This is a genomic window from Halopseudomonas sp. T1L2, assembly GCF_055397385.1.
In genome coordinates this window covers 1,186,678-1,208,017 of the sequence record NZ_AP040865.1, presented here as the reverse complement: position 1 = coordinate 1,208,017, position 21,340 = coordinate 1,186,678, and the positions used below count along the sequence as shown (strand labels likewise).

General features: G+C 59.4%; 20 protein-coding genes. 3 read left to right on the top strand and 17 right to left on the bottom strand.

The window, feature by feature from the left end:
• Positions 1 to 147 precede the first annotated feature (147 nt).
• The 9 genes from ACZ5WQ_RS05675 to ACZ5WQ_RS05635 form a co-directional block, all read right to left on the bottom strand.
• Complete coding sequence (locus ACZ5WQ_RS05675) at positions 148 to 1,671, bottom strand: efflux transporter outer membrane subunit (RefSeq protein ID WP_312727308.1); 1,524 nt, start codon at positions 1,669 to 1,671, stop codon at positions 148 to 150.
• On the bottom strand, positions 1,668 to 2,786 hold the full coding sequence (locus ACZ5WQ_RS05670) for an ABC transporter permease (protein WP_014819571.1): 1,119 nt from the start codon (positions 2,784 to 2,786) through the stop codon (positions 1,668 to 1,670). The genes ACZ5WQ_RS05675 and ACZ5WQ_RS05670 overlap by 4 nt, the downstream gene beginning before the upstream one ends.
• 4 nt (positions 2,787 to 2,790) lie before the next feature.
• Positions 2,791 to 3,960, bottom strand: a complete 1,170-nt coding sequence (locus tag ACZ5WQ_RS05665; RefSeq protein WP_464383345.1) for an ABC transporter permease — start codon at positions 3,958 to 3,960, stop codon at positions 2,791 to 2,793.
• Complete coding sequence (locus ACZ5WQ_RS05660) at positions 3,957 to 5,729, bottom strand: ATP-binding cassette domain-containing protein (protein ID WP_464383344.1); 1,773 nt, start codon at positions 5,727 to 5,729, stop codon at positions 3,957 to 3,959. The genes ACZ5WQ_RS05665 and ACZ5WQ_RS05660 overlap by 4 nt, the downstream gene beginning before the upstream one ends.
• A 1-nt stretch (position 5,730) precedes the next feature.
• A complete protein-coding gene (gene hlyD, locus ACZ5WQ_RS05655; protein WP_464383343.1) occupies positions 5,731 to 6,771 on the bottom strand; it encodes a secretion protein HlyD in 1,041 nt (346 codons plus the stop codon).
• Positions 6,768 to 7,385 (bottom strand): TetR/AcrR family transcriptional regulator, encoded by a 618-nt coding sequence (locus ACZ5WQ_RS05650; protein ID WP_464383342.1) that lies wholly within the window; start codon positions 7,383 to 7,385, stop codon positions 6,768 to 6,770. The genes hlyD and ACZ5WQ_RS05650 overlap by 4 nt, the downstream gene beginning before the upstream one ends.
• Before the next feature lie 632 nt (positions 7,386 to 8,017).
• Complete coding sequence (locus ACZ5WQ_RS05645) at positions 8,018 to 8,461, bottom strand: LexA family protein (RefSeq protein ID WP_464383341.1); 444 nt, start codon at positions 8,459 to 8,461, stop codon at positions 8,018 to 8,020.
• 362 nt (positions 8,462 to 8,823) lie between these two features.
• Positions 8,824 to 10,728, bottom strand: a complete 1,905-nt coding sequence (locus tag ACZ5WQ_RS05640) for a DUF389 domain-containing protein (RefSeq protein ID WP_464383340.1) — start codon at positions 10,726 to 10,728, stop codon at positions 8,824 to 8,826.
• Between the two features lie 163 nt (positions 10,729 to 10,891).
• Entirely contained in the window at positions 10,892 to 11,461 is a 570-nt protein-coding gene (locus tag ACZ5WQ_RS05635) for a GGDEF domain-containing protein (RefSeq protein ID WP_464383339.1), read from the bottom strand.
• 199 nt (positions 11,462 to 11,660) lie between these two features.
• On the opposite strand from ACZ5WQ_RS05635, the gene istA reads away from it, so the two are divergent.
• Together istA and istB are read left to right on the top strand one after the other, a co-directional pair.
• The gene (gene istA / locus ACZ5WQ_RS05630; protein WP_464383338.1) at positions 11,661 to 13,205 is read left to right on the top strand and encodes an IS21 family transposase; all 1,545 of its coding nucleotides are present in this window, start codon (positions 11,661 to 11,663) and stop codon (positions 13,203 to 13,205) included.
• Positions 13,206 to 13,219: 14 nt separating this feature from the next.
• Complete coding sequence (gene istB, locus ACZ5WQ_RS05625) at positions 13,220 to 13,975, top strand: IS21-like element helper ATPase IstB (protein WP_464383337.1); 756 nt, start codon at positions 13,220 to 13,222, stop codon at positions 13,973 to 13,975.
• 50 nt (positions 13,976 to 14,025) lie between these two features.
• On the opposite strand, the gene ACZ5WQ_RS05620 is transcribed toward istB, so the two are convergent.
• From ACZ5WQ_RS05620 to ACZ5WQ_RS05595, 6 genes are all read right to left on the bottom strand, one after another.
• Positions 14,026 to 14,583, bottom strand: a complete 558-nt coding sequence (locus ACZ5WQ_RS05620) for a GAF domain-containing protein (RefSeq protein WP_464383336.1) — start codon at positions 14,581 to 14,583, stop codon at positions 14,026 to 14,028.
• A gap of 259 nt (positions 14,584 to 14,842) precedes the next feature.
• Positions 14,843 to 16,978: a putative bifunctional diguanylate cyclase/phosphodiesterase gene (locus ACZ5WQ_RS05615; protein ID WP_464383335.1), complete on the bottom strand. Its 2,136-nt coding sequence runs from the start codon at positions 16,976 to 16,978 to the stop codon at positions 14,843 to 14,845.
• A complete protein-coding gene (locus ACZ5WQ_RS05610; protein ID WP_464383334.1) occupies positions 16,971 to 18,539 on the bottom strand; it encodes a methyl-accepting chemotaxis protein in 1,569 nt (522 codons plus the stop codon). Before ACZ5WQ_RS05610 ends, ACZ5WQ_RS05615 begins: the two co-directional genes overlap by 8 nt.
• A 274-nt stretch (positions 18,540 to 18,813) precedes the next feature.
• Positions 18,814 to 19,077: a hypothetical protein gene (locus ACZ5WQ_RS05605; protein WP_464383333.1), complete on the bottom strand. Its 264-nt coding sequence runs from the start codon at positions 19,075 to 19,077 to the stop codon at positions 18,814 to 18,816.
• Positions 19,078 to 19,088: 11 nt separating this feature from the next.
• Positions 19,089 to 19,481: a hypothetical protein gene (locus ACZ5WQ_RS05600; RefSeq protein WP_464383332.1), complete on the bottom strand. Its 393-nt coding sequence runs from the start codon at positions 19,479 to 19,481 to the stop codon at positions 19,089 to 19,091.
• A gap of 41 nt (positions 19,482 to 19,522) precedes the next feature.
• Positions 19,523 to 19,969 (bottom strand): hypothetical protein, encoded by a 447-nt coding sequence (locus ACZ5WQ_RS05595; protein WP_464383331.1) that lies wholly within the window; start codon positions 19,967 to 19,969, stop codon positions 19,523 to 19,525.
• A 140-nt stretch (positions 19,970 to 20,109) separates the two neighbouring features.
• Here ACZ5WQ_RS05595 and ACZ5WQ_RS05590 point away from each other — a divergent pair, with 140 nt between their 5' ends.
• Positions 20,110 to 20,454, top strand: a complete 345-nt coding sequence (locus ACZ5WQ_RS05590) for a helix-turn-helix domain-containing protein (protein WP_464383329.1) — start codon at positions 20,110 to 20,112, stop codon at positions 20,452 to 20,454.
• 7 nt (positions 20,455 to 20,461) lie between these two features.
• Here ACZ5WQ_RS05590 and ACZ5WQ_RS05585 read toward each other — a convergent pair whose 3' ends face one another.
• Positions 20,462 to 20,794, bottom strand: coding sequence for a hypothetical protein (locus ACZ5WQ_RS05585; RefSeq protein WP_464383328.1), 333 nt, complete (start codon positions 20,792 to 20,794; stop codon positions 20,462 to 20,464).
• A 25-nt stretch (positions 20,795 to 20,819) separates the two neighbouring features.
• Positions 20,820 to 21,308: a RadC family protein gene (gene radC, locus ACZ5WQ_RS05580; protein WP_464383327.1), complete on the bottom strand. Its 489-nt coding sequence runs from the start codon at positions 21,306 to 21,308 to the stop codon at positions 20,820 to 20,822.
• Positions 21,309 to 21,340: the final 32 nt, after the last annotated feature.

Genomic DNA, 21,340 nt, shown 5'->3' with positions numbered 1-21,340 from the left:
TATGTTCGTGCAAGAAGCATCCAGGCTTGGGAAGCTCGATGTCTTCGTACGCAAGGCGCTACGTTGACAACTCGCGCATGGTGGAGAGGCGCGAAATCCTTGAGATGTTCATCGCCCATTCGCTAAACAATCCAGCCAACGCAGCGCTTAGCCATCCTCGGGCACCGTGGCGAGCCAGCTGACTTGCTGCTGCACAGCCATGGACTCGCCCCAGCCACCCCCAAGGGCCTTGTACAGCGCCACCAATTGCACGGCGGCGTTGGTATGCGCCCGCGCGGCTGCGGTTTCGGCCTCGTGCAGGCTGCGCTGGGCTGCCAGCAGTTCGACCAGGGCGATGTCGCCCGCGGCGTAGCGGGCCTTGGCGTGGCCGTAGCTCACGCGCGTGGCATCCAGTGCCATGCCGCGGCGCTCCAGTGTGTCCAGCCCGCCGTGATAGTCGCCCAGCGCGCGCTCGGCATCGCCCAGCGCCGCCAGCACCGCCTGCTCGTAGGCCAGCGCAGCCTGCCGCTCGGCTGCCTCGCGTGCCCGAATTTCGGCTCGCACGCGGCCACCGTCGAACAGGCGCCAGGAAATCAGCGGCAGGATGGAAAAACGCGAGCTGGATGCATCGAACCAATTGCCCGTACTGAGCGCCTGGAACCCGCCGCCGACACCGATGGAGAGTTTGGGGAACAACTCGGCTGTGGCCACGCCGATGTCGGCAGAATTCGCTGCCAGGCGACGTTCCGCAGCCAGCACGTCAGGGCGTCGGCGCAGCATATCTGCGCGCTCGCCCACCGGCAGCGCCCGCAGCGTGCTCGGCGTCAAGGGGCCATCAAGCAGTGCCAGCTCCCGCTCCGGCGGTGCGCCCAGCAGCACGCCCAGGCTGAGCACCGCGGCGCGCTGGCGCGCCTGGATATCCGGGATAAGCGCGTTGGCTGCTGTCCATTGGGCGTACGCCGCCTCCACGTCGGCGGCCGACGCGTCGCCCAGCGCATGCCGCAGGCGCACCAATTCCAAGGTCTGCTGCAGCGTATCTAGCGTGGCCTGTTGTGTGTGCAACTCGTAGCGGGCGCCGGCGGCGGTGAACCAGGTGCGCGCGACCTCGGCCACGATGCGCATGCGTACGCCCTGTGCCTCGGCTTCGGTCGCCTCCAGGCGGGCGCTGGCGCCTTCCATGGCGCGCCGCTTGGCCCCAAACAAATCGGCTTCCCAGGCCGCGTCGAAGCCCGCATCGTAGATGGTCTGCGTGGCGTCAAGACCGGGGATGGAGCCGATGGGCAAGGGGCCGTTCTCGCTTTGACGGCGCCGGTTGACGCTCGTGCCAGCGCCGACGGTGGGCAATGCCTCGCCGGCCACGCGATCGCGCAGGGCGCGTGCCTCATCGATGCGTGCCGCAGCCTGGCGCAGATCCAGGTTCTGTGCCAGCGCCGTGGCCATCAGGCGGTCGAGGATCGGATCGTCCAGTGCAGACCACCAGTGGCTCAAGTCTGCGGACTGGGATTCGCTTGCCAACGGCAAGGTCCAGCCGCTGCCGACGTCGACCGGCGGCGGCTCGCGGTAGTCGGGGCCCACGGTCGCACAGGCAGTCAGCAGCACGCAGGACAGGGCCAGCGCGAGCGGACGCACGCGCCCTGGGGTCAGGCCGGTGACGGTTGCGCGAAGAAAGGGAGTGCGGGTCTTGGATTTCATTGCAGGCGTCCTCGGACGAATACGGTGGCCATCGTCAGCGTGGCAAGGGCGATGACCGCCAGCGGCCACAGGCTGGCGAGAATGTCACCGGGCGGCATAGCCTTGAGAAAGCTGCCTTCGACGATGATGAGGAAGTGGGTTAGCGGAATGGCCTGGGCCAGCCATTGCAGGACGACAGGCATGTTTTCCACAGGCGTCGCAAAGCCGGACATCAGCACCGCCGGCACGCCGATGGCGAACGCACCCAGGATGGCCTGCTGCTGGGTCATGCTGACCGCGGAAATCATCAGGCCGATGCCGACCACCGACAGGATGAACAGCACCAGGCTGGCGAGCAGAAGTGCAAACGAGCCAGTAAACGGGATGCCGAACAGGAATACGCCTGCGCTGATCATGAACAGGCCCAGCACGGTGCCAATTGCGAGTGCCGGCAGTGATTTGGAAATGATGATTTCCGGCGTTGAAGTGGGCGACACCAGCAATTGGTCGAAGGTGCCAAGCTCGCGTTCGCGTGCAATCGACAGCGAGGTGATGAGCAGCGCGCTGAACAGCGCCAGGATGCCCGTGAGGCCGGGCACGATGAACCAGCGGTAGACCAGATTCGGGTTGAACCAGTGGCGCACGACCACTGGCGTCGGTGCCTGGGCGTCGGGCACGACCTCAGCGCCGACATCAGCGGCGATGGTAGACAGATAGGCCACGGTGATCTGCCCCGAGTTGCTGCGCCGGCCATCGACCAGTACCTGGGCGCGGCCACTTTCGCCGGCAGCGATGGAGCGCGAGAAATCCACCGGGATGGCGAGCGCGGCGATCACCTCGCCACGGTCGATCAGCTCGTGCAGCTGCTGCTGGCTGTCGACATGCCGGACGTGGGTGATGAAGCGCGCGCTGTCCAGGCGCTGTTCCAACTCGTGCGACCAGCGCCCCGCATCCTGATCGTAGACGGCGATATCGACGTTGCGCACTTCCAGCGTCGCAGCAAAGGCGAACACCAGCAACTGCAGGATCGGCGGCACGAACACCACCATGCGGCTGCGCGGGTCGCGCAGGACGCTGAGCACTTCCTTGATGAACTGGGCGCGCAGGCGGGTGAACGAGAATGCGGAAGTCAACATCGCGTCACTCCAGGTTCTTGCGCGTGGCGCGCTTGGCGATCACGAAGAACAGCACCCCGATCGCCGCCATGGCCGCAAGGTTGGGCAGGAACACGGCCCAGATGTCGCCGGCCAGGAACACCGTCTTCAGCGAATCGACGAAGTAACGCGCCGGAACCAGCCGGGTGATGGCCTGGATTGGCGCGGGCATCGCGTCGATCTCATATAGAAAGCCCGACAGCATGAAAGCCGGCAGAAAACCCGTGAACAGCGCGATCTGCGCGGCCAGGAACTGGTTGCGTGCCAATGAGGAAATCAGCAGACCCTGACCCAGCGCCGGTACCATGAATACCGCCGACAGCAGTAGCAGCGCCGCCAGCGAGCCTCGCATCGGCACGCCGAACACGAACACCGCCAGCGCCGCCGCACCCAGTGTGGATAGCATGCCGAGCACGAAATACGGCAGCAGCTTGCCGATCAGGATTTCGGCCACCGAGGCGGGCGTGGACAGCACCGCCTCCATGGTGCCGCGCTCCCATTCGCGCGCCACCACCAGTGCAGTCAGCATGGTGCCGATGATGGTCATGACGATGGCGATGGCGCCGGGAATCAGTGCGCGGCGGCTTTCCAGTTCGGGGTTGAACCAGTAGCGCGGCTCCAGCACGATGGACTGCTCCGGTGCTGCAACGTCCAGCCCGGCACGCCAGGACTGCACCACGCCGCGGGCGTAATTTTCGACATAATTGGCCGTATTGGGGTAAGAGCCATCGGTGATGATCTGTACCAGCGGCTCGCTGCCACGCTGGGCCAGGCGCTGCTCGAAATCCTGCGGGATGACCACATAGCCGCGCAACTCGCCGGACACCAGCTTGTCGGCCACCTCCCGGCGATCATGGGCAAAGCTCGCATCGAGATAGTCGGTGGCGGAAAAGGCTGCCGCCAGCGCCTGGGCCGACGCCCCCTGCGACTCCAGCACCACTCCGACGCGGACATCCTTCGCATCCAGCGACACCGCATAGGCGAACAACAGCAACAACACCACCGGCAGCACGAACGCGATCAGAAGCGTCGAGGGGTCGCGCAGCGCCTGGTAGCTTTCCTTGGTGACCAAGGCCATTAAGCGCCGCAAATCAAAATGGCGCAGGTCGGTCTGCAGTGGTCCATTCCCGTCTTTGTTCTTTGTGGTGCCGCTCATGTGGCGGCCTCCAGCGCGTGGTCTGACGACTCCACCAGATGAATGAAGGCGTCCTCCATCGTCGGGTCTGGCCGTTCTGGGCTGATCGCCGAACGCTTGAGCGCGTCGGGCGTATCCAGCGCAATCAGTTGCGCACGCGACAGTATGGCCACACGATCGCAGTATTCGGCCTCGTCCATGAAATGGGTGGTGACCATGATGGTCACGCCCTTGCGGGCCAGCCCATTGATGTGGGTCCAGAATTCGCGCCGGGTGATGGGATCCACCCCTGAAGTGGGTTCATCCAGAAACAGCACCGGGGGCCTGTGCATGAGCGAGCAGGCCAAGGCCAGGCGCTGCTTATGTCCCAGCGGCAGGGAATCGGGCGTGGCTGACAGCCAGTTGCCCAAATCGAAGGTTTCGATCATCTCGGCGATGCGCTCGCGCCGCGTGCTCCCGTCCAGCTGGTACACCCCGGCCGAGAACTCCAAGTTCTGTTGCACCGACAGCAGTCCATAAAGCGAAAACTTCTGCGCCATGTAGCCGAGCCGGCTCTTGGCTGCGCCGGTGGCGCGGCGCAGATCATGGCCCACCACATGCGCTTCGCCAGCAGAGGGTTTTAACAGGCCGCACAGCATCTTGAAGGTGGTGGACTTGCCGGCGCCGTTGGGGCCGAGCAGGCCGAAGATTTCGCCCTTTTGAACCTCGAAGCTGACGTTGTCGGTGGCGGTGAACTCGCCGAAGCGCTTGGTGAGGTTTCGGCACGACACGGCAATGTCGGAACCCAGCTCAACCGGCGACAGACGCTCGGCCAGCGTCGAAGTGCCGCCGGGGCCGCCACCGAGCAGATCGATGAAGGCGTCTTCGAAGCGCGCAGGCACCTGCACCAGCCGCACCTGCGCCTGATCGGAAAGAGCTTGGACCTGTCCCGTGTCTGCGCCCTCGCGCAACACCACGCGTACGCCGGCGCCCTGGATCACGCCATCGCTCACGCTGGGCAGGTCGAGTGCCTCGGTCAGAACCTTCCGACGCTCAGCACCGACGTCTTCCAGACGGAAGCTGCGGCCTTCGAGCTGCGCGGTCAGTGCTTGCGGCGGACCATCGAACAGGAGCTGCCCCTGGTTCAGCAACAGCACGCTCTCGCAGCGCTCGGCCTCGTCGAGATAGGCGGTGGACCAGACCACGGCCATGCCCTCATCGGTCAGCGCCTGCACCATGCGCCACAAATCCTGGCGGCTGACCGGGTCGACACCCACGCCGGGCTCGTCCAGCAGCAGCACCTTGGGCCGCGCCATCAGCGCACAGGCAAGGCCCAGCTTCTGCTTCATGCCGCCGGAGAGCTTGCCGGCCAAGCGCTTGGTAAAGGGGCCTAGCCGCGTGAACTCCAACAGCTCGGCAAACAGATCGGCGTTGCGATCGGCATCCATGCCGCGCAACTGCGCATACAGGCGCATGTTCTCCATCACCGACAGGTCTTCGTACAGACCAAAGCGTTGCGGCATGTAGCCGCTGGCGACGTGAATGGCGTCGTTGTTCTTCACCACGTCATAGCCGGCCAAGGTGACGTGGCCGGCGTTCGGCACCAAGAGGCCGGTCAGAATCCGCATCAGCGTCGTCTTGCCGGCGCCGTCGGGGCCGACCAGCCCCGTCAGCCGCCCATAGTGGATGCGCGCGTTCAAGCCCCGCAGGGCTTTTACGTCGCCGAAATGCTTGTCCACGCCTTCGATGACGACGGCTGCGTCTTCGCCCGCATCAGCAGGCGCGGCGGCGATGGCGGGGCGTGCCTGCATTTCAACGCTCCCCCGCCGGGATAATAGTACTGGCTTTCGCATCGACCTCGATCGTCACCGGCATACCCTGCCGCAAGGCACCGTCGCTGTCGGCAGCGTCGATGACGATGCGCAGGCGGTACACCAGATCCGTGCGCAAATCCGTCGTCTCCACCGTCTTGGGGGTGAATTCGGCGCGTGGCGAGATGAAGCCGATCTGGCCGCGATAGACCTTCTCCGATGAATCGCTTTTGACGCGCACCACAGTGCCGGGTGCGATGCGCCCCAAGTCCGACTCGCCCACGTAGGCGCGCACGTAAACCGGCTTGTCCAGACTCAGGCTATAGACCGCGTTCTGGCTTGCAACCATGCTGCCGGGCTCACGCACCCGTGCGATGACGGTTCCGCTACTGGGCGCCATCAATTCGGTGTCCGCCAGGGCTGTTGTGGCTTGCGCTACGGCAGCCTGCGCAGCCGCAAGGCGAGCCTCTGCCGCGGCGATGTCTTCCTTGCGAAAGCCTTCGGATGCTTGCGACAGGGCCGCCTTGGCTGCTTCGACGCCAGCGGCTGCCTGGTCTCGTGCCGTGCGGGCGGCATCGACCGTACGCTGGCTGCTGGCGCCCGATGCCAGCAGGCCACTCTGGCGCTGGAAATTGCGCTCGGTCTCGGTGGCGAGCGCCTGTGCCTGCCTTAGGGCCTCGCGCGCCTGGGTGATCTCCTGCGGCCGCAGGCCGCGGCGCAGCTTGACCAGTTCCGCCTTCGCCACCTGTACCTGGGCCTGCGCCGCCGCAAGGGCTTCCCGATAGGGTTGCGCGTCAAGCGTCGCCATGCGTTCGCCGGCGCGAACGGTATCGCCCTCTTCGAAAGCCATTTGCATCACGCGCCCGGGCTGACGGAAGGCCAGTTGCACCTCGCGGATGTCGACGTTGCCATACAAGAGCAACTGACTGTCAGCAGTACCGGCGCGCTGCAGCCAGAAGAATGCGAAACCGCCGGCAATCGCGAAGAGGGCTGCAACGATGATCGTACGTCTGGCTTTGTTGGAAAAACCGTTGGTCTTCATCGCCCGGCCTCCGGTTGGCTGATACCGCGGCGGTAGATGGCGAACACGCCCGCTGCGTCACGGCGGATGCGCGCTACATCGCCCGCAAGCAATGACTGCATTACCAGCCCTTGAATTGTGCCGATGAACAAGACGGCGGCCGCGTCCACATCCAGTTCTGAATACAGCTCGCCTCGCGCCTTGCCGGCTTCGAGCAGTCGACGCAACCGCTCGCCATATTGACGGGTCAATGTCTGCACCATTTTCTTGGGTAGAGACTCTCCCGGTCGCTGCAATTCTCCGAAGAGCATCCTCGGCACACCCGGGTGTTCGGCCACGAAGTCAATGTGCGTCTTGAAGATCGCCTCAAGGGCTGCGAGCGGCGACGTAGCGCCTTCTGCGGCCTTGTCCACCCGAGCCAGCAGGCGCTCCGTGACCCAGGACATCACCGCCTGCAGTATGGCGTCCTTATTCGGGAAGTGACGAAACAGTGCGCCCTGGGTTAGCCCCATGCGCTGCGCGATGGCAGTGGTTGTGATGTCGCTGGGATTCCGTTCGGCAGCCAGGTCGACGACTGCCTCGATGGTGGCCACACGCCGCTCATCGGCTGGTAGATGCTTAGGGTGTCCGCTCATCACTTGCGCTTCCAGAAGTAAGTAATCAGTTACTAGCTTATCACAACGCAGGCACGCCGCAAGAGGAAACGCTCGAAAGGAGATCACGATGAGCCGCAGAATAACTATCGGGCGGCTGGCAATGGCTGTCGCTATGCACGGTCAAGCCTGGACTGCCCAGCCATCCAAGCCTTTATCGACTCAATTCCCAGTAGATCGCCGGACATAGGTCTCCGGGCTGACATGCCCAGAGTGCTGTCTGGCTTCGCGCTCGGCTGAAATCAGCCCGCAGCATGTGGTATGCCGGAATAGAACCGCAGCGCGTTCCTGGCGACACGTGAAGCACCCAAGCAACATTCAGGACGCCGTGAAAAGGGGGGCAAATTAGATTATTCAGCTAATGAATTGGCTGCTTCTGGCCGGTTTCTGCCTGCCGCAGCCGGCTTCCTTCATCGACTGCTGCCGATGAAGGAAGCAGTATTTCGAGTGGCGCCATGCAGATCCTTGCCATTGGCTGGATTCAGTAGAATACGGAACTCGAAAAATCTATAAATAGTTACTAACAGTAAAGAATTGAATTGTAAGAATAAAATCAGTACTAACGGTTAGTAAGGGTCCGGATGAGTTGCAGTCGATCAGTGCGTAGCTCTTATTCATGCCTTGTCACTGGTGCTGTACCAGCGAATGCTGTTGCGCACCACGCCCCAGATCAGCAGTTCATCGCCCTCAAGAATGTAGCGGGGGGCGTAATCGGGGTTTTCCGATAGCAGGATGATTTGATGGCGCTGGCGGTGCAGGCGTTTGACGAACACCTCCCCATTCACAGCTGCGACCACAATGTCGCCATGACCTGCATTCAGGGCACGACTGACCACCAGCACGTCCCCGTCATGAATACCGGCTCCAGTCATGCTGTTGCCTGACACCCGGACCAGGTACGTATGTGGCGCATGCACATCCAGCAGCGTGTCTAGAGACAGCTTCTGTTCCATGTGGTCGAGCGCAGGGCTGGGAAAGCCGGCCGGCACCGAAGCGTCGAACCGACTGATCAGGTGGGTTGATGGTGTGAGCGTGGCGATGAAGGTGGCGTTTGACATTCTGAAACCTGGTAACTGTATATAAATACAGTATTACGGCTTTGGACGTCTGCTCAAGCGCTAATTTGTTTCAGCGCGGCGGTTGGCTTCCTGCTCGCGTCTTCTGCGCTAAATAGCACTCAGAGTCGGGCGTTGAGAGGGCAGGTTTTGTTTGTGCGGGCTCACGCCGTACTGAATTTGGATGCCGAACTGCTGAATGCAGATTGGCAGCGGGATACGTGGATCGGCTTGAGGCTACATTCTCGGCCGCGGCTAGAGCAAGCGAGCAACATCCTGCGCGAGAGTGAGCCGGGGCTGGCTGCTAATTAGTCAATCAGCACGTATCTCAGCCCACTTTGTTCGCTGTGGTGGTGCTTACGTGCTCATTGACTACTCGATTTGTCTCCTACACTCAGGCGAGCGCCCAATTCCAGTGAGACCGGCAACCCCCATTTATCTTCCAGTTGAATACGCAGTCGTTCAAGATCGCTGCGATGGAGCCACTCCTCAGAGATAAGGTCGCCGCGGACCAGCAAGCTACCGCCCTGACGGTTGATCTGCAAATTACCAAAATTGATGGGCTTGTTGTTGATCAGCAGGCCATTGCGACTCAAGTCTCGCTCGAATTGCCAATGGCGGTTCATGTCGATAAAGGCCAATGTCAGAGGAATCGATACCACGAGTAACAGCGCCGTCGAAATTACCAGCCCACGCTTTGCGCGTATCAGTGGTGCATAGCCCAGTACCAGAAAGGTCAATGCGGCACTTAGGGCAATGCCGACCAGGTTCGTTATAAACAACAGCAGTGCGCCGCTAAAAACTTCCCACTGCCACCAGCCGATACCGATGCCCGCGACCGACAGTGGTGGGACCAGCGCAACGGCAATTGCCACCCCTGGCAGGCTTTTCATGACATTTTCGCGCGCATGCGCATAGCCGCCGGCAATACCGGACGCGATTGCCACTCCCAGATCCAGAAGGTTGGGGTGCAATCGTCCAGACATTTCGGGAGTGATTCGATCAATGGGTATAAGTAGGGCAATCAGCGATGCTGTTCCGAGAGCAAGCAGCACCCCAATGCCGATGGTCAGTAGTGAGCGATCGAGCAGGGTGCGGTCACCGCGTAGCAGCCCCATTGCCAGTGAGATGATCGGTGCCATCAACGGTGCCAGTACCATGGCCCCGATGATCACCGCTGCGCTGGAGAGGAAGAGCCCGAAGCTTGCCACTACCACGCTAAGAATCATCAGGGCGATGTAATGTGCGCGAGCTTGGGCGTTTTCCCGCAGTAGCAAGAACAGGTCCTTGAAATCCTCCTCCAGGGCTCGGGTGAACAATGGCAGGTGGCGTTCGATCATCTGCAAGCGACTCTCATTGGTCGGCAGGTTATCGACCCTCATCGTGTCTTTGCTTTCCTGTCTGCTTGGCTGGTTAGCTTGAAGGATCTGGCCTGTATTGATGCGTACAGCTTCTGGATACAGCTCCAGCTCTACAGAGTCAGCATGCCGCTTACGGCCGTCAATGTAGTATGTGAAAGGCCGTGGCGATTCCAGTTTGAGGTATTGGCTCTTTATGTAGCTGACTGCCGCTGGCAGGCGTTTTACTCCTTTCTCGCCTTTGATGACGGCCATCAACAGGAAGGCGACATACTCGACCACCGACTTTGGCGCGATAACGATGGTCGAGATTTTGCGATCTTGCGCTGAGATACTGGTATTGATCAGCTTGGCTGCTGCGCTGTTGAATTCATTCTCGATTGAGACCAGTCCTGTGATGGCTGTCTTCAGGACGACGTCCTTGCCTGTCGTCAGGGTAATCGGGAACGGCTTGATTTCCAGCAGGTTGCGCAGGCTGCTCCAGATCAGGGCCAGCCAGTACAGCAGATGTTGCCAGGGTGAGATCCTCCGGTTCTGGTATCTCTTGCTGCGCTGGTCCAGAAATGGGGTTGCACCCAGCATCATCATGCCCAGCACGATTTCGTTATTGCAGCGCACCACATCCAACGCACTAGAACTGATGGAAAAAGCCAGTGCCAGAGCCTCATCGCGCTTCGAGGGTAGGCCGAACCAGCGGTGCAGGCGGCTTCCAGGGTTGGCCGGTATGATGCCTAACGAGAAACTCAGGCGTTTAGCCAGATTGACGTACTCGCTGATGTCCTCATCTTCAACAACGACAACAACATGCTCGGCGTTTTGCAGGCTTCGTTCCGGCTCAGTCAGAAAGCGCTCCTTGTTAAATTCGTGGAGCAAAATCCCGCGCTCTGCCGCAAAGGCGCGAATATCCGGCATCCGCGCTTCGTGGGAAGCGGGGTAAACAAGCAGAACCTGTTGATGAAGTGTCACGTGGGTAGGTCCAAATGGCTTTTTGGGGGGAGCGAGTAATTATGCGTGATGGCCAAGCGCGAGTGAATGGGGTGGCGCTGTTCCAGGCCCTGATCGATGCAGGTATCTGCTACGGGTTTGCAGTGCTACCCGTGAGCAGATCTCTACGAGCGTGTTTTACTCGGTACATCTCCCTATCTGCCTGCTCCAGCGCTTCGGTAACGGATGTACTGTCCGGCGTAAGTGCTACAACGCCAACGCTCGCTCCGGGATAGGGGATACGCTCCCCGTCCTCCAGTGTAAAGGGGCCTTGCGTTGCCGATGTGAGCCGGTTCTGCAGGGCCTCGCATGCCGAACGGACTTCGTTGTCCACGTCGTTCTGGTTCATTGCTGGCCCCAATGCCATGACGATGAACTCGTCTCCTCCGGCACGCCCTACGATATCGCTGCTCCTGAGACTGTTTTGAAGGTTCTCCGCGACCGTTTTCAGTAGGTGATCTCCGGCGAGATGTCCGTAGGTGTCATTCACCTGCTTGAAGTCGTCCAGATCGATAACGCTCAAAAGCGCATATTTGTGTTCTCTGGCAGCCAATGCCAGCAGATGCTCCAGGTCGCTTTGGAGGGCTCGGTGATTTGGCAGGCCAGTCAATGAGTCGGTCAACGCCAAATTTGCATATTCCGGCCCATCGTGACCGCTCATTCCGTTTGAACGTGACCGCCTGTTCTGGGCTATCGTGACCGCTTATTCCGTTTCATCGTGACCGATTTTGGGTGCTTGCCCGGAATCGTCGGTCACGATGCCGGAATCATCGGTCACGTTCCTCCGGAATCACAGCCAACGCACTGGAATTCTTGAACTTTATCCAGCATACCCCTTCCTTTTTTTCGAGGAAGAGCGGATGCCGGCTGCGAGGATTTCCATGCGACAGATCATCGAGATATTACGCCTCAAGTACGAAGCCGGTCTGAGTCACGAGCGCATTGCCCGTGCTTGCGGCCTTTCCAAGGGCGTGGTCGGCAAATACATCAGCCTGGCCCAAGTCCAGGGTGTTACTTGGCCACTACCGAAGGGCCTAGACGAGGCCCGGCTGCACGCGCTGTTGTTCCCGGGCAAGACGCCCCCGTCACGCTTTGCAGAGCCTGATTACTTCCAGGTCCACCAGGAACTCAAGACCAAAGGCGTGACCCTGCAACTACTCTGGGCCGAGTACGTGGAGCGCCACGGAGACAAGGCCTACCGCTACAGCCAGCACTGCCATCACTACCGGCTCTGGCGTGGCCGGCAGCGCCGTAGCATGCGCCAGGTCCACCGTGCCGGTGAGAAGATCTTTATCGACTACTGCGGCCCGACCGTGCCTGTGGTGAATCGCTCTACCGGTGAAGTGCGCAAGGCACAAGTCTTTGTGGCAGTGTTGGGCGCCTCCAGTTACACCTTCGCCGAGGCCACTTGGAGCCAGAGCCTTCCAGACTGGGTCGCCTCCCACCAGAGGATGCTCAACTTCTTCGGCGGGGTACCGGAACTGCTGGTTCCGGACAACCTCAAGGCAGCAGTGACCAAGGCGGACCGCTACAGCCCGACGATCAACGAGACCTACGCTGAGCTGGCCCGCCATTACCAGACAGCGGTGTTGCCTGCGCGGCCCTACAAACCCAAGGACAAGGCGAAGGCCGAGACGTCGGTGCTGTTGGTCGAGCGCTGGATCCTGGCCCGCTTACGGCATCAGACGTTCTTCTCCCTGGCTGAACTGAATACCGCCATTGCTGCGTTGCTACCCGCACTGAACCAGCGCCCGTTCCAAGGCCGGGTCGAGACCCGTCAAAGCCTGTACGACGCGATTGACCGACCAGCCCTGCGGCCGCTCCCAGCAACGCCCTATACCTACGCCGAGTGGCGCAAGGCTCGACCGGGCATCGACTACCACATTGAGATCGACAAGCGGCTGTACAGCGTGCCCCACGCCCTGGTGGGGCTGGTGCTGGACGTGCGGCTAACGGATACCGCTCTGGAGGTTATGCACAAGGGCCAGCGCGTTGCCTTGCACCCCCGCCACGGGAAGAGCCGCTTCGTCACCCTGACCGAGCATATGCCCAAAGCGCACCAGGCCCACAAGGACTGGTCTCCGGAGCGCTTCCTCAATTGGGCCAAAGACATCGGTCCCGCATCCCTGCAGGTGGTGCAGGGCCAGCTCAAGGATCGCCCCCATCCTGAGCATGGCTATCGCGCCTGTCTGGGGTTGCTGAACCTCAGTCGGCGTTACAGCCGTGAACGCCTTGAGCAGGCCTGCGCTCGGGCGCTGTCGATCAACTCGGCCAGCTACCAGAGCATCACCTCAATCCTGAAACAAGGACTTGATCAGCTCCCCCTGCCACTGGCTGAGGAAGAGCGTGATCTGACCGACCTGCCTGCGCATACCAACGTTCGCGGCCCGCATTACTACCACTGATACCGGAGAGATCTATGCTGACCCACACCACACTCAACACGCTGCGCCAACTCAAGCTGACGGGCATGTGTGACGCCCTGGAACAACAGCGGGCTCAGCCCGAGACCCACGATCTGGCGTTCGAGGAGCGCCTGGCTCTGCTGGTGGACCGGGAAGTGCTGCACCGGGAAAACCGTCGGCTGGACCGCCTGCTCAAGGCTGCCCGCTTGCGCGTGCCAGCCTGCATCGAAGACATCGACTACCGGCACCCGCGCGGTCTGGAGCGCTCGCGCATGGCGGGCCTGGCTAGCTGTGACTGGATCAGGCAATCGCTGAACCTGTGCATCACCGGCCCCACCGGCTGCGGCAAGACCTGGCTGGCCTGCGCCCTCGGCAATCAAGCCTGTCGCCAAGGACTGTCCGTCCGTTACCTGCGGGTGCCGCGGCTGTTCGAGCAAGTACGGATCGCCCACGGTGATGGCAGCTACGCCCGCCTGATGACGCAGTTGTTGAAAACCGACCTGCTGATCCTTGATGACTGGGGTATGCAGAAGATCAATGCCCAGCAACGACAGGATCTGATGGAAGTGATTGAGGATCGCCACGAACGAGGCTCAACCCTCATTGCTAGCCAGCTACCTACCGAACACTGGCACGACTACATCGGCTCCGCCACGCTCGCCGACGCCATCTTGGACCGACTGCTGCACGGAGCCCATCGACTCAATCTGAAGGGGGAATCACTGAGAAAGGCCAACGCTCAAAACACGGTGCTGGTTGACCCATCGTGACCGCTCAGAGTACAAAACCCGTTCCAGCGTGAAGGCCGTGCGCAAATCGGTCACGATCCCCGGAATGACCGGTCACGTTCGCCGGAATACGCAAAATTCGCTAGCGCGGCGTTTCTTTCTCTCAATTCATCGATCAGGCGCTCTCGTTCCAGTGCGTAGGTCAGCAGCTCGGATAGTAAGGGCAGCAATGCCTCTACGTCAGGCTTCGCAGGAATCTGCCGGCTGCTAGCGGCGCAGACTGTACCGAGAAGCGTCCCTGTTTTTGAGCGGATAGGAATGCTTACATACGTCTTGATGCCGAGTGCTGTGGCTGCTTCCGAGTCGCCCCAATATTCAGAGACGTTGTCTGAGTAGAAACGGTTTTCGTCGATAGCCCGTGTGCACAATGTATCTTCCCAAGGCACGCTCAGCCCCTCAGGGATGATCATCGAATCTTCATTCAACGCATACTGCACATACTGGCGACCACGATCGCTATCGATGATGGTCAGATAGGCAGACTCCATTCCGGTCACTTGGCTGAGCAATCTCAGTAGGGGACGGGTAAGTTGCTCCAGGACCAGAGCGTTTGACGAGATTTTCAACTGATAGGAGGACTTCTGGCTCATGGCGGCTCACCCACTCAATCAACAGCAGAACACTGTGGTCAATCAGGCTGTGACTTGATCGGACCTCAGAAAATATTGCATTCAGCCTTCCTCTCTCCACTGTAGCTTGGTGAGGTGAAAGGGCTGGACTTTCGGGAGTTAGATGGTGGTATCGGGCTGCTCTCCAATATGAGCGCCTGGTGTCTCCCGGTTTTGACTATTCGAATCAGCGTAGGGCTGCACTTGGTAAATCACGATGCAGCCCAACTCTGTGTGTGCGTCAGCTTGGAGGCACCGCATTAACCGTGGTCTGATTGAAGAGCAGTTCTTTCATCTTCGCTGCCGGCAGAGGCCTTGAGTACAGAAATCCCTGCGCAATATCGCAGCCATGCTGGTGGAGGAACTCACGTTGAGCTTGCGTTTCCACCCCTTCTGCCACGATCTGCATGCCAAGGGAGTGCCCGAGTGCGATAACTGCCTCAATAACAGGTTCCTTTGTTGCTCCGGGCATAATCTTGTTCACAAAGGCACGGTCAATCTTCAGGGTCGTCGCAGGCACGCTCGATAGCTGGCTGAGTGATGAATAGCCAGTGCCGAAGTCATCGATAGCGATGCTGAACCCTACATGTCGAAGGTCCGCGATCAGGGCAATTTGCTGATCTGTCTGACTCAGGGCTGCTCCCTCCGTTATTTCGAGCTCAATCGCTGCAGCGGGGACGTCGTGTTTTTCCAAGGTTCCTAACAGGTGAGCTTTGAAGTCCGTTGCTTCCAGCTGTTTGGTGGAAATGTTAATTGCCATCTGAGGCACGATAAGCCCTGCACGAGTCCAGGAACTCCATTGTTTGGCAGCGCTTTCAAGCACCCAGCGCCCTATACGGTCAATAAGCCCATGTTGCTCCGCAAACGGGACGAAGCGGGCTGGGCTAACAGGGCCCCAATCCGGGTGGAACCAGCGTAGCAGCACTTCAAATCCCTGAAGCGTATTGTCGATCAAGCGGTACTTTGGTTGATAAACCAGTTCGAAGAGACCATGGTCCAGCGCCTGACGAATGCCCAGTTCAAGTTCTGCATCCGACTTTTGCCTCTGCTCCAGTGCTTCAGAGAAGAACGCGAGCTCCTGTCTGCCTCTGGATTTGGCCTCCCGTAGTGCTGCTTGCGCTCCCCTGGTTAATTTTTCGGTAGTAATACCGTTTTCAGGGTAAATGCTGATTCCTATGCAGGCGGTCAGGTGAAACTCTCTGTCCTCGATGCGGTAGGGCTCGGCCAAGCGCCGCTGCAAGCGGTTAGCAATTGAGTGCACATCCTTGGCGGTGGATACACCCTCAAGCATGACCATGAAGTCATCCGCCGTCAGTCGCGCACAGACATCCTGGTTGGCAACTGAGCTTCTGATTCGCTCTGCGGCCATTTTGAGTATCGTATCGCCAGTGGCGTAGTTTTGGGTTTCGTTGATCAAATCGAACCGGTCGAGGTTTATAGAAAGAATAGAGCACTTGTCGGCTCCCTGATTCAGGCGCTCATCTAGCGCGACCTTGAGGCCTCTGCGATTCAATAAACCGGTAAGCTGATCATGGCTGACCAAAAACGCAACCTGTTCTTTGGCTTGTAATTTTTCCGTGATGTCTACACCGAACCCCTGCAGTTCCCAAGAATCGAGTTTGTCCTTGTCGCTAGCCGGACGGACCCGCCATTCAACCCAGCGAGTATCGCCGTCGGGACGACGCATACGTACTCGTAGAGTTTCCAGTGCCGGGTTCTCTGTAAGGTTTGGCAGTTGTCGTGTCAGCACTATGCGGTCATCCTCGTGCACGTGCTCAATCAGGCTGGTCCCCAGAAGCGAGTGGCCCTTATCACAGTGGAAGTACTGGCACATTGCAGGGTTCACGAAGGTGAGGCGCATATTGCTATCAAGTCGCATGATTAGCTCTGTCTGACTTTCAACAATCTCCCGGTAACGCTGTTCCGCCGAGTGCAGTTTCAGCAAGGCATTCTTGTAATTGGTCAGGTCATGGCAGATGCCAATATACATTCTGCCAAGGGGCGTTTCTGCCTGACCGACAGACAGGTGCATCGGGAATACGTCTCCATTGCGCTTTTTACCCTCGACATCGCGACCAATTCCAATGATTTTGTGTGTGCCACTGGCATGGTAGTTGGCCATGTAGAGATCATGCTCTTTAGCGAAAGGCGCAGGCATGAGGTAGGAGACGTTGCGGCCGATGACCTCTTCAGCCTTGTAGCCAAACAGACTTTCAGCTCCGCGATTGAACATCTGAATAATGCCCTTGCTACTGATCACGATGATTCCATCAACGGCGGCGTCCAAAAGGGCATTCTGCAGACTGAAGGCCGTTCGTAGTTCATTGACGTCCATGCCCTGTACCGCCTCAGATGCAACGATGGTGTTCTCAGGCATTGAAACGCTCCGTCAAGTTGTGCAGATCTGCGGCAATTATTTCCAGGTCTTTACCTCGGTCGCTGGTCTTGGAAGCCATCTCCAAGCTTTGGTCTGAAGCGGTGGCGATATGTGTAATCTGGCGTGATATGTCTTCAGCAACATGCGACTGTTGTTCTGCAGCCGATGCCATTTGCTGGCTCATGGCTGCAATACGCTCCATGGCTTCCTTGATGCCTTCCAATGCCTGCTTGGTTTCACTGACATAACGCACCCCTTGTTCTGCGTCGTCATTACCTTTGCGCGCAATCTCTACAGCGTTCTTGGCGCTATGGCGCAACGACGAGATGACGCTGTGGATCGACTCGGTCGAGGCTCTGGTTTTTTTGGCAAGAGAGCGTACTTCGTCGGCCACCACCGCGAAGCCACGGCCTTGTTCTCCCGCCCTGGCGGCTTCAATCGCAGCATTCAGCGCCAGCAGGTTGGTCTGGTCAGCAAGTGACTGAATAAGGTTGGCCGCTGTGTTGATATGGTCAGTCTCCTCAGCGAGGGCCTCGACAGCAGAGGTGACATGGTCAACGGTTACAGACAGGGCCCTAATGACCTCAAGGGTTGTTTCTGCAACTGCTGCGCCTTGATTCATCAACTCGGATGCGTTTTTCGCTTCGTCTGCGGTATTGTGAATGTTGGACGTAACCTCGTTGATTGAGGCTGCCATTTGATTCATCGCCGTAGCGGCCATATCGGTTTCAGCGCGTTGCTCTGCCAGGGCCTGGCGCGTTGTACTGGCAAGCACCTGTGCATCGGCTGCACCTTCACTGGTTTGTTCGGCGTAGTCTGTTAGGCGGGTCAGCGCCGTTCGGATACGCGCAGACTCGCTGATCAGTACCATCCGCAGCCGTGCAGTAACACCGTCATCGTTTGTGAAAGCCTGAGCTGCTAGCTCGCTATCGAAGGCATTTGGCGCTTCAGTGAGCGCATCGTTAACTCTGCGCTCCAGCCGTTTCTGGCTAGCGATGCCTGAGATAATGGCTGTAACGGCGGTGAGGATGCCTGCTATCGGTGCATCAAGTGCCAGCCAGGCAGCTATACCGCCGAGGACGCCTATAGTAGTTGGTAATACCTGTCGCTTTGAAAGGTCACGTATGTTTCGCAGAGTGCTCGTGGCCACTTGGCCTTTGTTCATCCTGGCGTAAAGCTCACTTGCCCGGCGTACTCTCTCAAGGCTGGGTTTGGTCCTAACAGACTCGTAACCAATGATCTGACTATTTTCCAGGATCGGTGTCACATAGGCTTCCACCCAGTAGTGGTCACCGTTTTTGCAGCGGTTTTTGACAATCCCCATCCAGCTTTTGCCAGCCTGCAGGCACTGCCACATGTGGGTGTATACCGCCGGTGGCATTTCTGGATGCCGAACGATGTTGTGGGGGCTGCCAATCAGTTCAGCCCGGGTAAATCCACTGATGCTTTCGAAGTCATCGTTGGAATAGATGATTTTGCCGTGCGTATCCGTTGCAGAGATTAGGCGTTGTGATGCGTCAAAGCTTCGCTCGACGTTGGAGAGGGGGAGGTTCACTTTCATTGGTCCATCTCCTACGTGATGTCAAAATAATTTCATTGCGCCATCGTGGCGCGCTACTGACGATGCAACGAAAGGCGCACGGTTACAAGTGAAATCTAGTTAATGATCCGTCAGCATGCTCGACTATTGTGCAATCTGATATCAGGTCCCCTGCGTCGCTTATGAGGTGGCTTGGTCTTATCGAATGACTTACCTGTGATCACTGGACGCAGATTCAGAGATAGACAAAAAAAAACACCCCAGCCAGGCCGGCAGGCCGCTGGGGTGTTTTTGCTCAGTAGATCCGATTACACCACAGACCCGCTTCCACGTTGGCTTGAACGAACTCATCGCTTACAACGCCGGTACGGTTCATGCGTTCCAGGTAAGGAACGTCGAATTTCAGCAAGACCTGTTCGAAAACGCAGTTGCAGAACTCGCGATCCGCACCGCTCTGCGCACAGCCTGACAAGAACTGCCCGCGCATCTTGTCTTCCGGGCTAGAACAGCCCGCTGCCAGCACGCTCAGCGCCAATACCGCCAGTAGTTTATTTTTCACATCCTTGCTCCTTATATGCGGGACAGTACCTGGGACACGCCCAGCGCTACGCCGATGACTAGGCCGATGACCTGTGGACCCGCGATCCAGAACAGCTTGGTGAATACCAGGCTGAAGAAACCGCCAGTGGTGAACACGGCAGACGGGCGCGCAAAGCGGCAGATGGCATCACCCAGCAGGGCACCGCCCCAACCGAGCAGAGTACCCACCAGCACCGCGAAGGCTTTGGCGAAAAAGCCAGCACGCAGCACCATGCCAGAGTTGTTGAACGTCACCATGAAGATGGCGAAGGCAAAGGCTGCCAGCGCCCAGCCGAGCACTTTGACGGGGACCGGCAAGGTGTCGTCGATGTAATCGTCTTCGTCGTCCTGGGGATCTCGTCGGTCGAGGTTGTTCTGTTCCATACAGCGGGCTCCTTGTGAGCGTTATTGGAATAGGCGCCTGATCACCAGGCGGACTGGCAGGTGTTTCCCGGGTGGTTGAGCGGCTTGAGTACGTCGATGCCAGTCGTGGGCAGCGTGACGGTTTGCCCGTCCTGGCTGATCTGCAGCGTTTGGGCGGTGCGCAGGTGCTCCCAGAAGCTTGGGAATGCCTGACCGCAGATACGGCACATGGTGTCGAACGGGTTGCCGTACTCGGTGCCATCGAGGATGACGTTGAAACCGGGATCGTTCTTCGAGCTGTAGGACTGCCCCTGGATCTTGGCGTAGGCATGGACATATTCACCGTCGCTGCCAGGGCAGGCGATGTACAGCTCGTTACCGGACTCATCGGTGACCGTGTACTCGGTCGTGCCCATGCCGAACCCGCTGGTCCACTCGGCTGCCGTGGCGGGAATACTGGTGAGAGCCAGTACGCTGAGCAGCGCGCTGGCGCGGAGAGAGTGCTTCATGGCGTCCTTTCCTTTTCTAATGAGTGGAGTCAAAGCGTAGAAATTGGCGTCAAATCTACCTGTGGAGTTGATTCTCATCGTTTCAAGTCCTTCATGTCAATCGGTCGATGCCCAACCATTCAGGTCGGATAGGAGGGGGTATGGCCAAACCAAAAAACGCCCTGACCGCGAGCATCGGTCGGGCGATCGCGCAAAAGCGCAGTGATGCGGGGATGACGCAGGACGGTGTTGCCGGCAAGTTGGGTATCGGCATTGAGGCGGTCTCGCGGATGGAGCGGGGCATTGCCATGCCATCGGTTGCCCGCCTTTATGAGTTGGCTGCGCTATTTGGTTGTGAAGCGGTGGATCTGCTGACAGAGGGGAGCCCGCACGTCGACGATCAGGTGCGTAACCTGCGCAGCATGCTGGAGCCGCTGGACACCTCTGACCGGGAGCTGGTCTTGCGTCTGGTGGCGCAGCTGACAGAGCGCCTGAAAACCAAATAACCGGGCATCACCCCGGCGCTGGGTCGTCGGGCTCATCCATCAGCAAGAATCCGCAGTTCAGGCACAGGCTGTCGAAGGTGCCCAGCCAGTGCTTTGCCACGTTGTCGGCCAGTGCCTCGCCTTGAGCCGTGCCTTCTGTCAGCAAGGGTGCTGGCTCTGCCAGCAGTGCCACCAGCTTTCCTAGCTGCTCCCATGGCACGTGGTTGGTCGGCGCGTCCTGCTGGCGCTCAACATGAGTACGCAACAGCACATCCAGCACCCCGGCCATCACGACCAGGGTGCGCAGGTTCTGCCGATGAACCAGTGTGGCGCTGTTGCAGATGGTGCAGGTCTTCATCATTGCTGGATCTCCTTTACGGCTGCGTTCAGATCAACCCGCGCTCAGCAAAACTCACCGCTGTCGTGCCACCAATCACCAGGTGATCGAGCATACGTACATCGATGGTTTGCAGGGCGGTTTGCAGGCGGGTGGTCAGGGTGCGGTCGGCCTGGCTGGGCTCAGGCACACCGCTTGGGTGGTTGTGGGCGAGAATGACGGCGGCGGCATTGGCATTGAGTACCGCTTTGACGACTTCTCGGGGATAGACGCTGGCGCTGTCGATGGTGCCGTAGAACAGCCGCTCAAACCGCAGCACCCCATGCTGGCTGTCCAGCAGGATGATGCCGAACACCTCTCGCTCCTCGTGGGCCAGTTGGGACACAAGGTAGTCACGGACCAGGTTCGGGCTAGTCAGGTAGTTGCTGCGATGAAAGCGGGCTTCCAGAATCGACTGGGCCCAGCTCAGGACTTCGGTTTCGGACAGCTCAATGCCCGCTGTCGGCACCAGCGCCGACGACGTTTTTTGCTTGCTCATGGTGATCTCCGGATACAGGAAAACCCACCCGC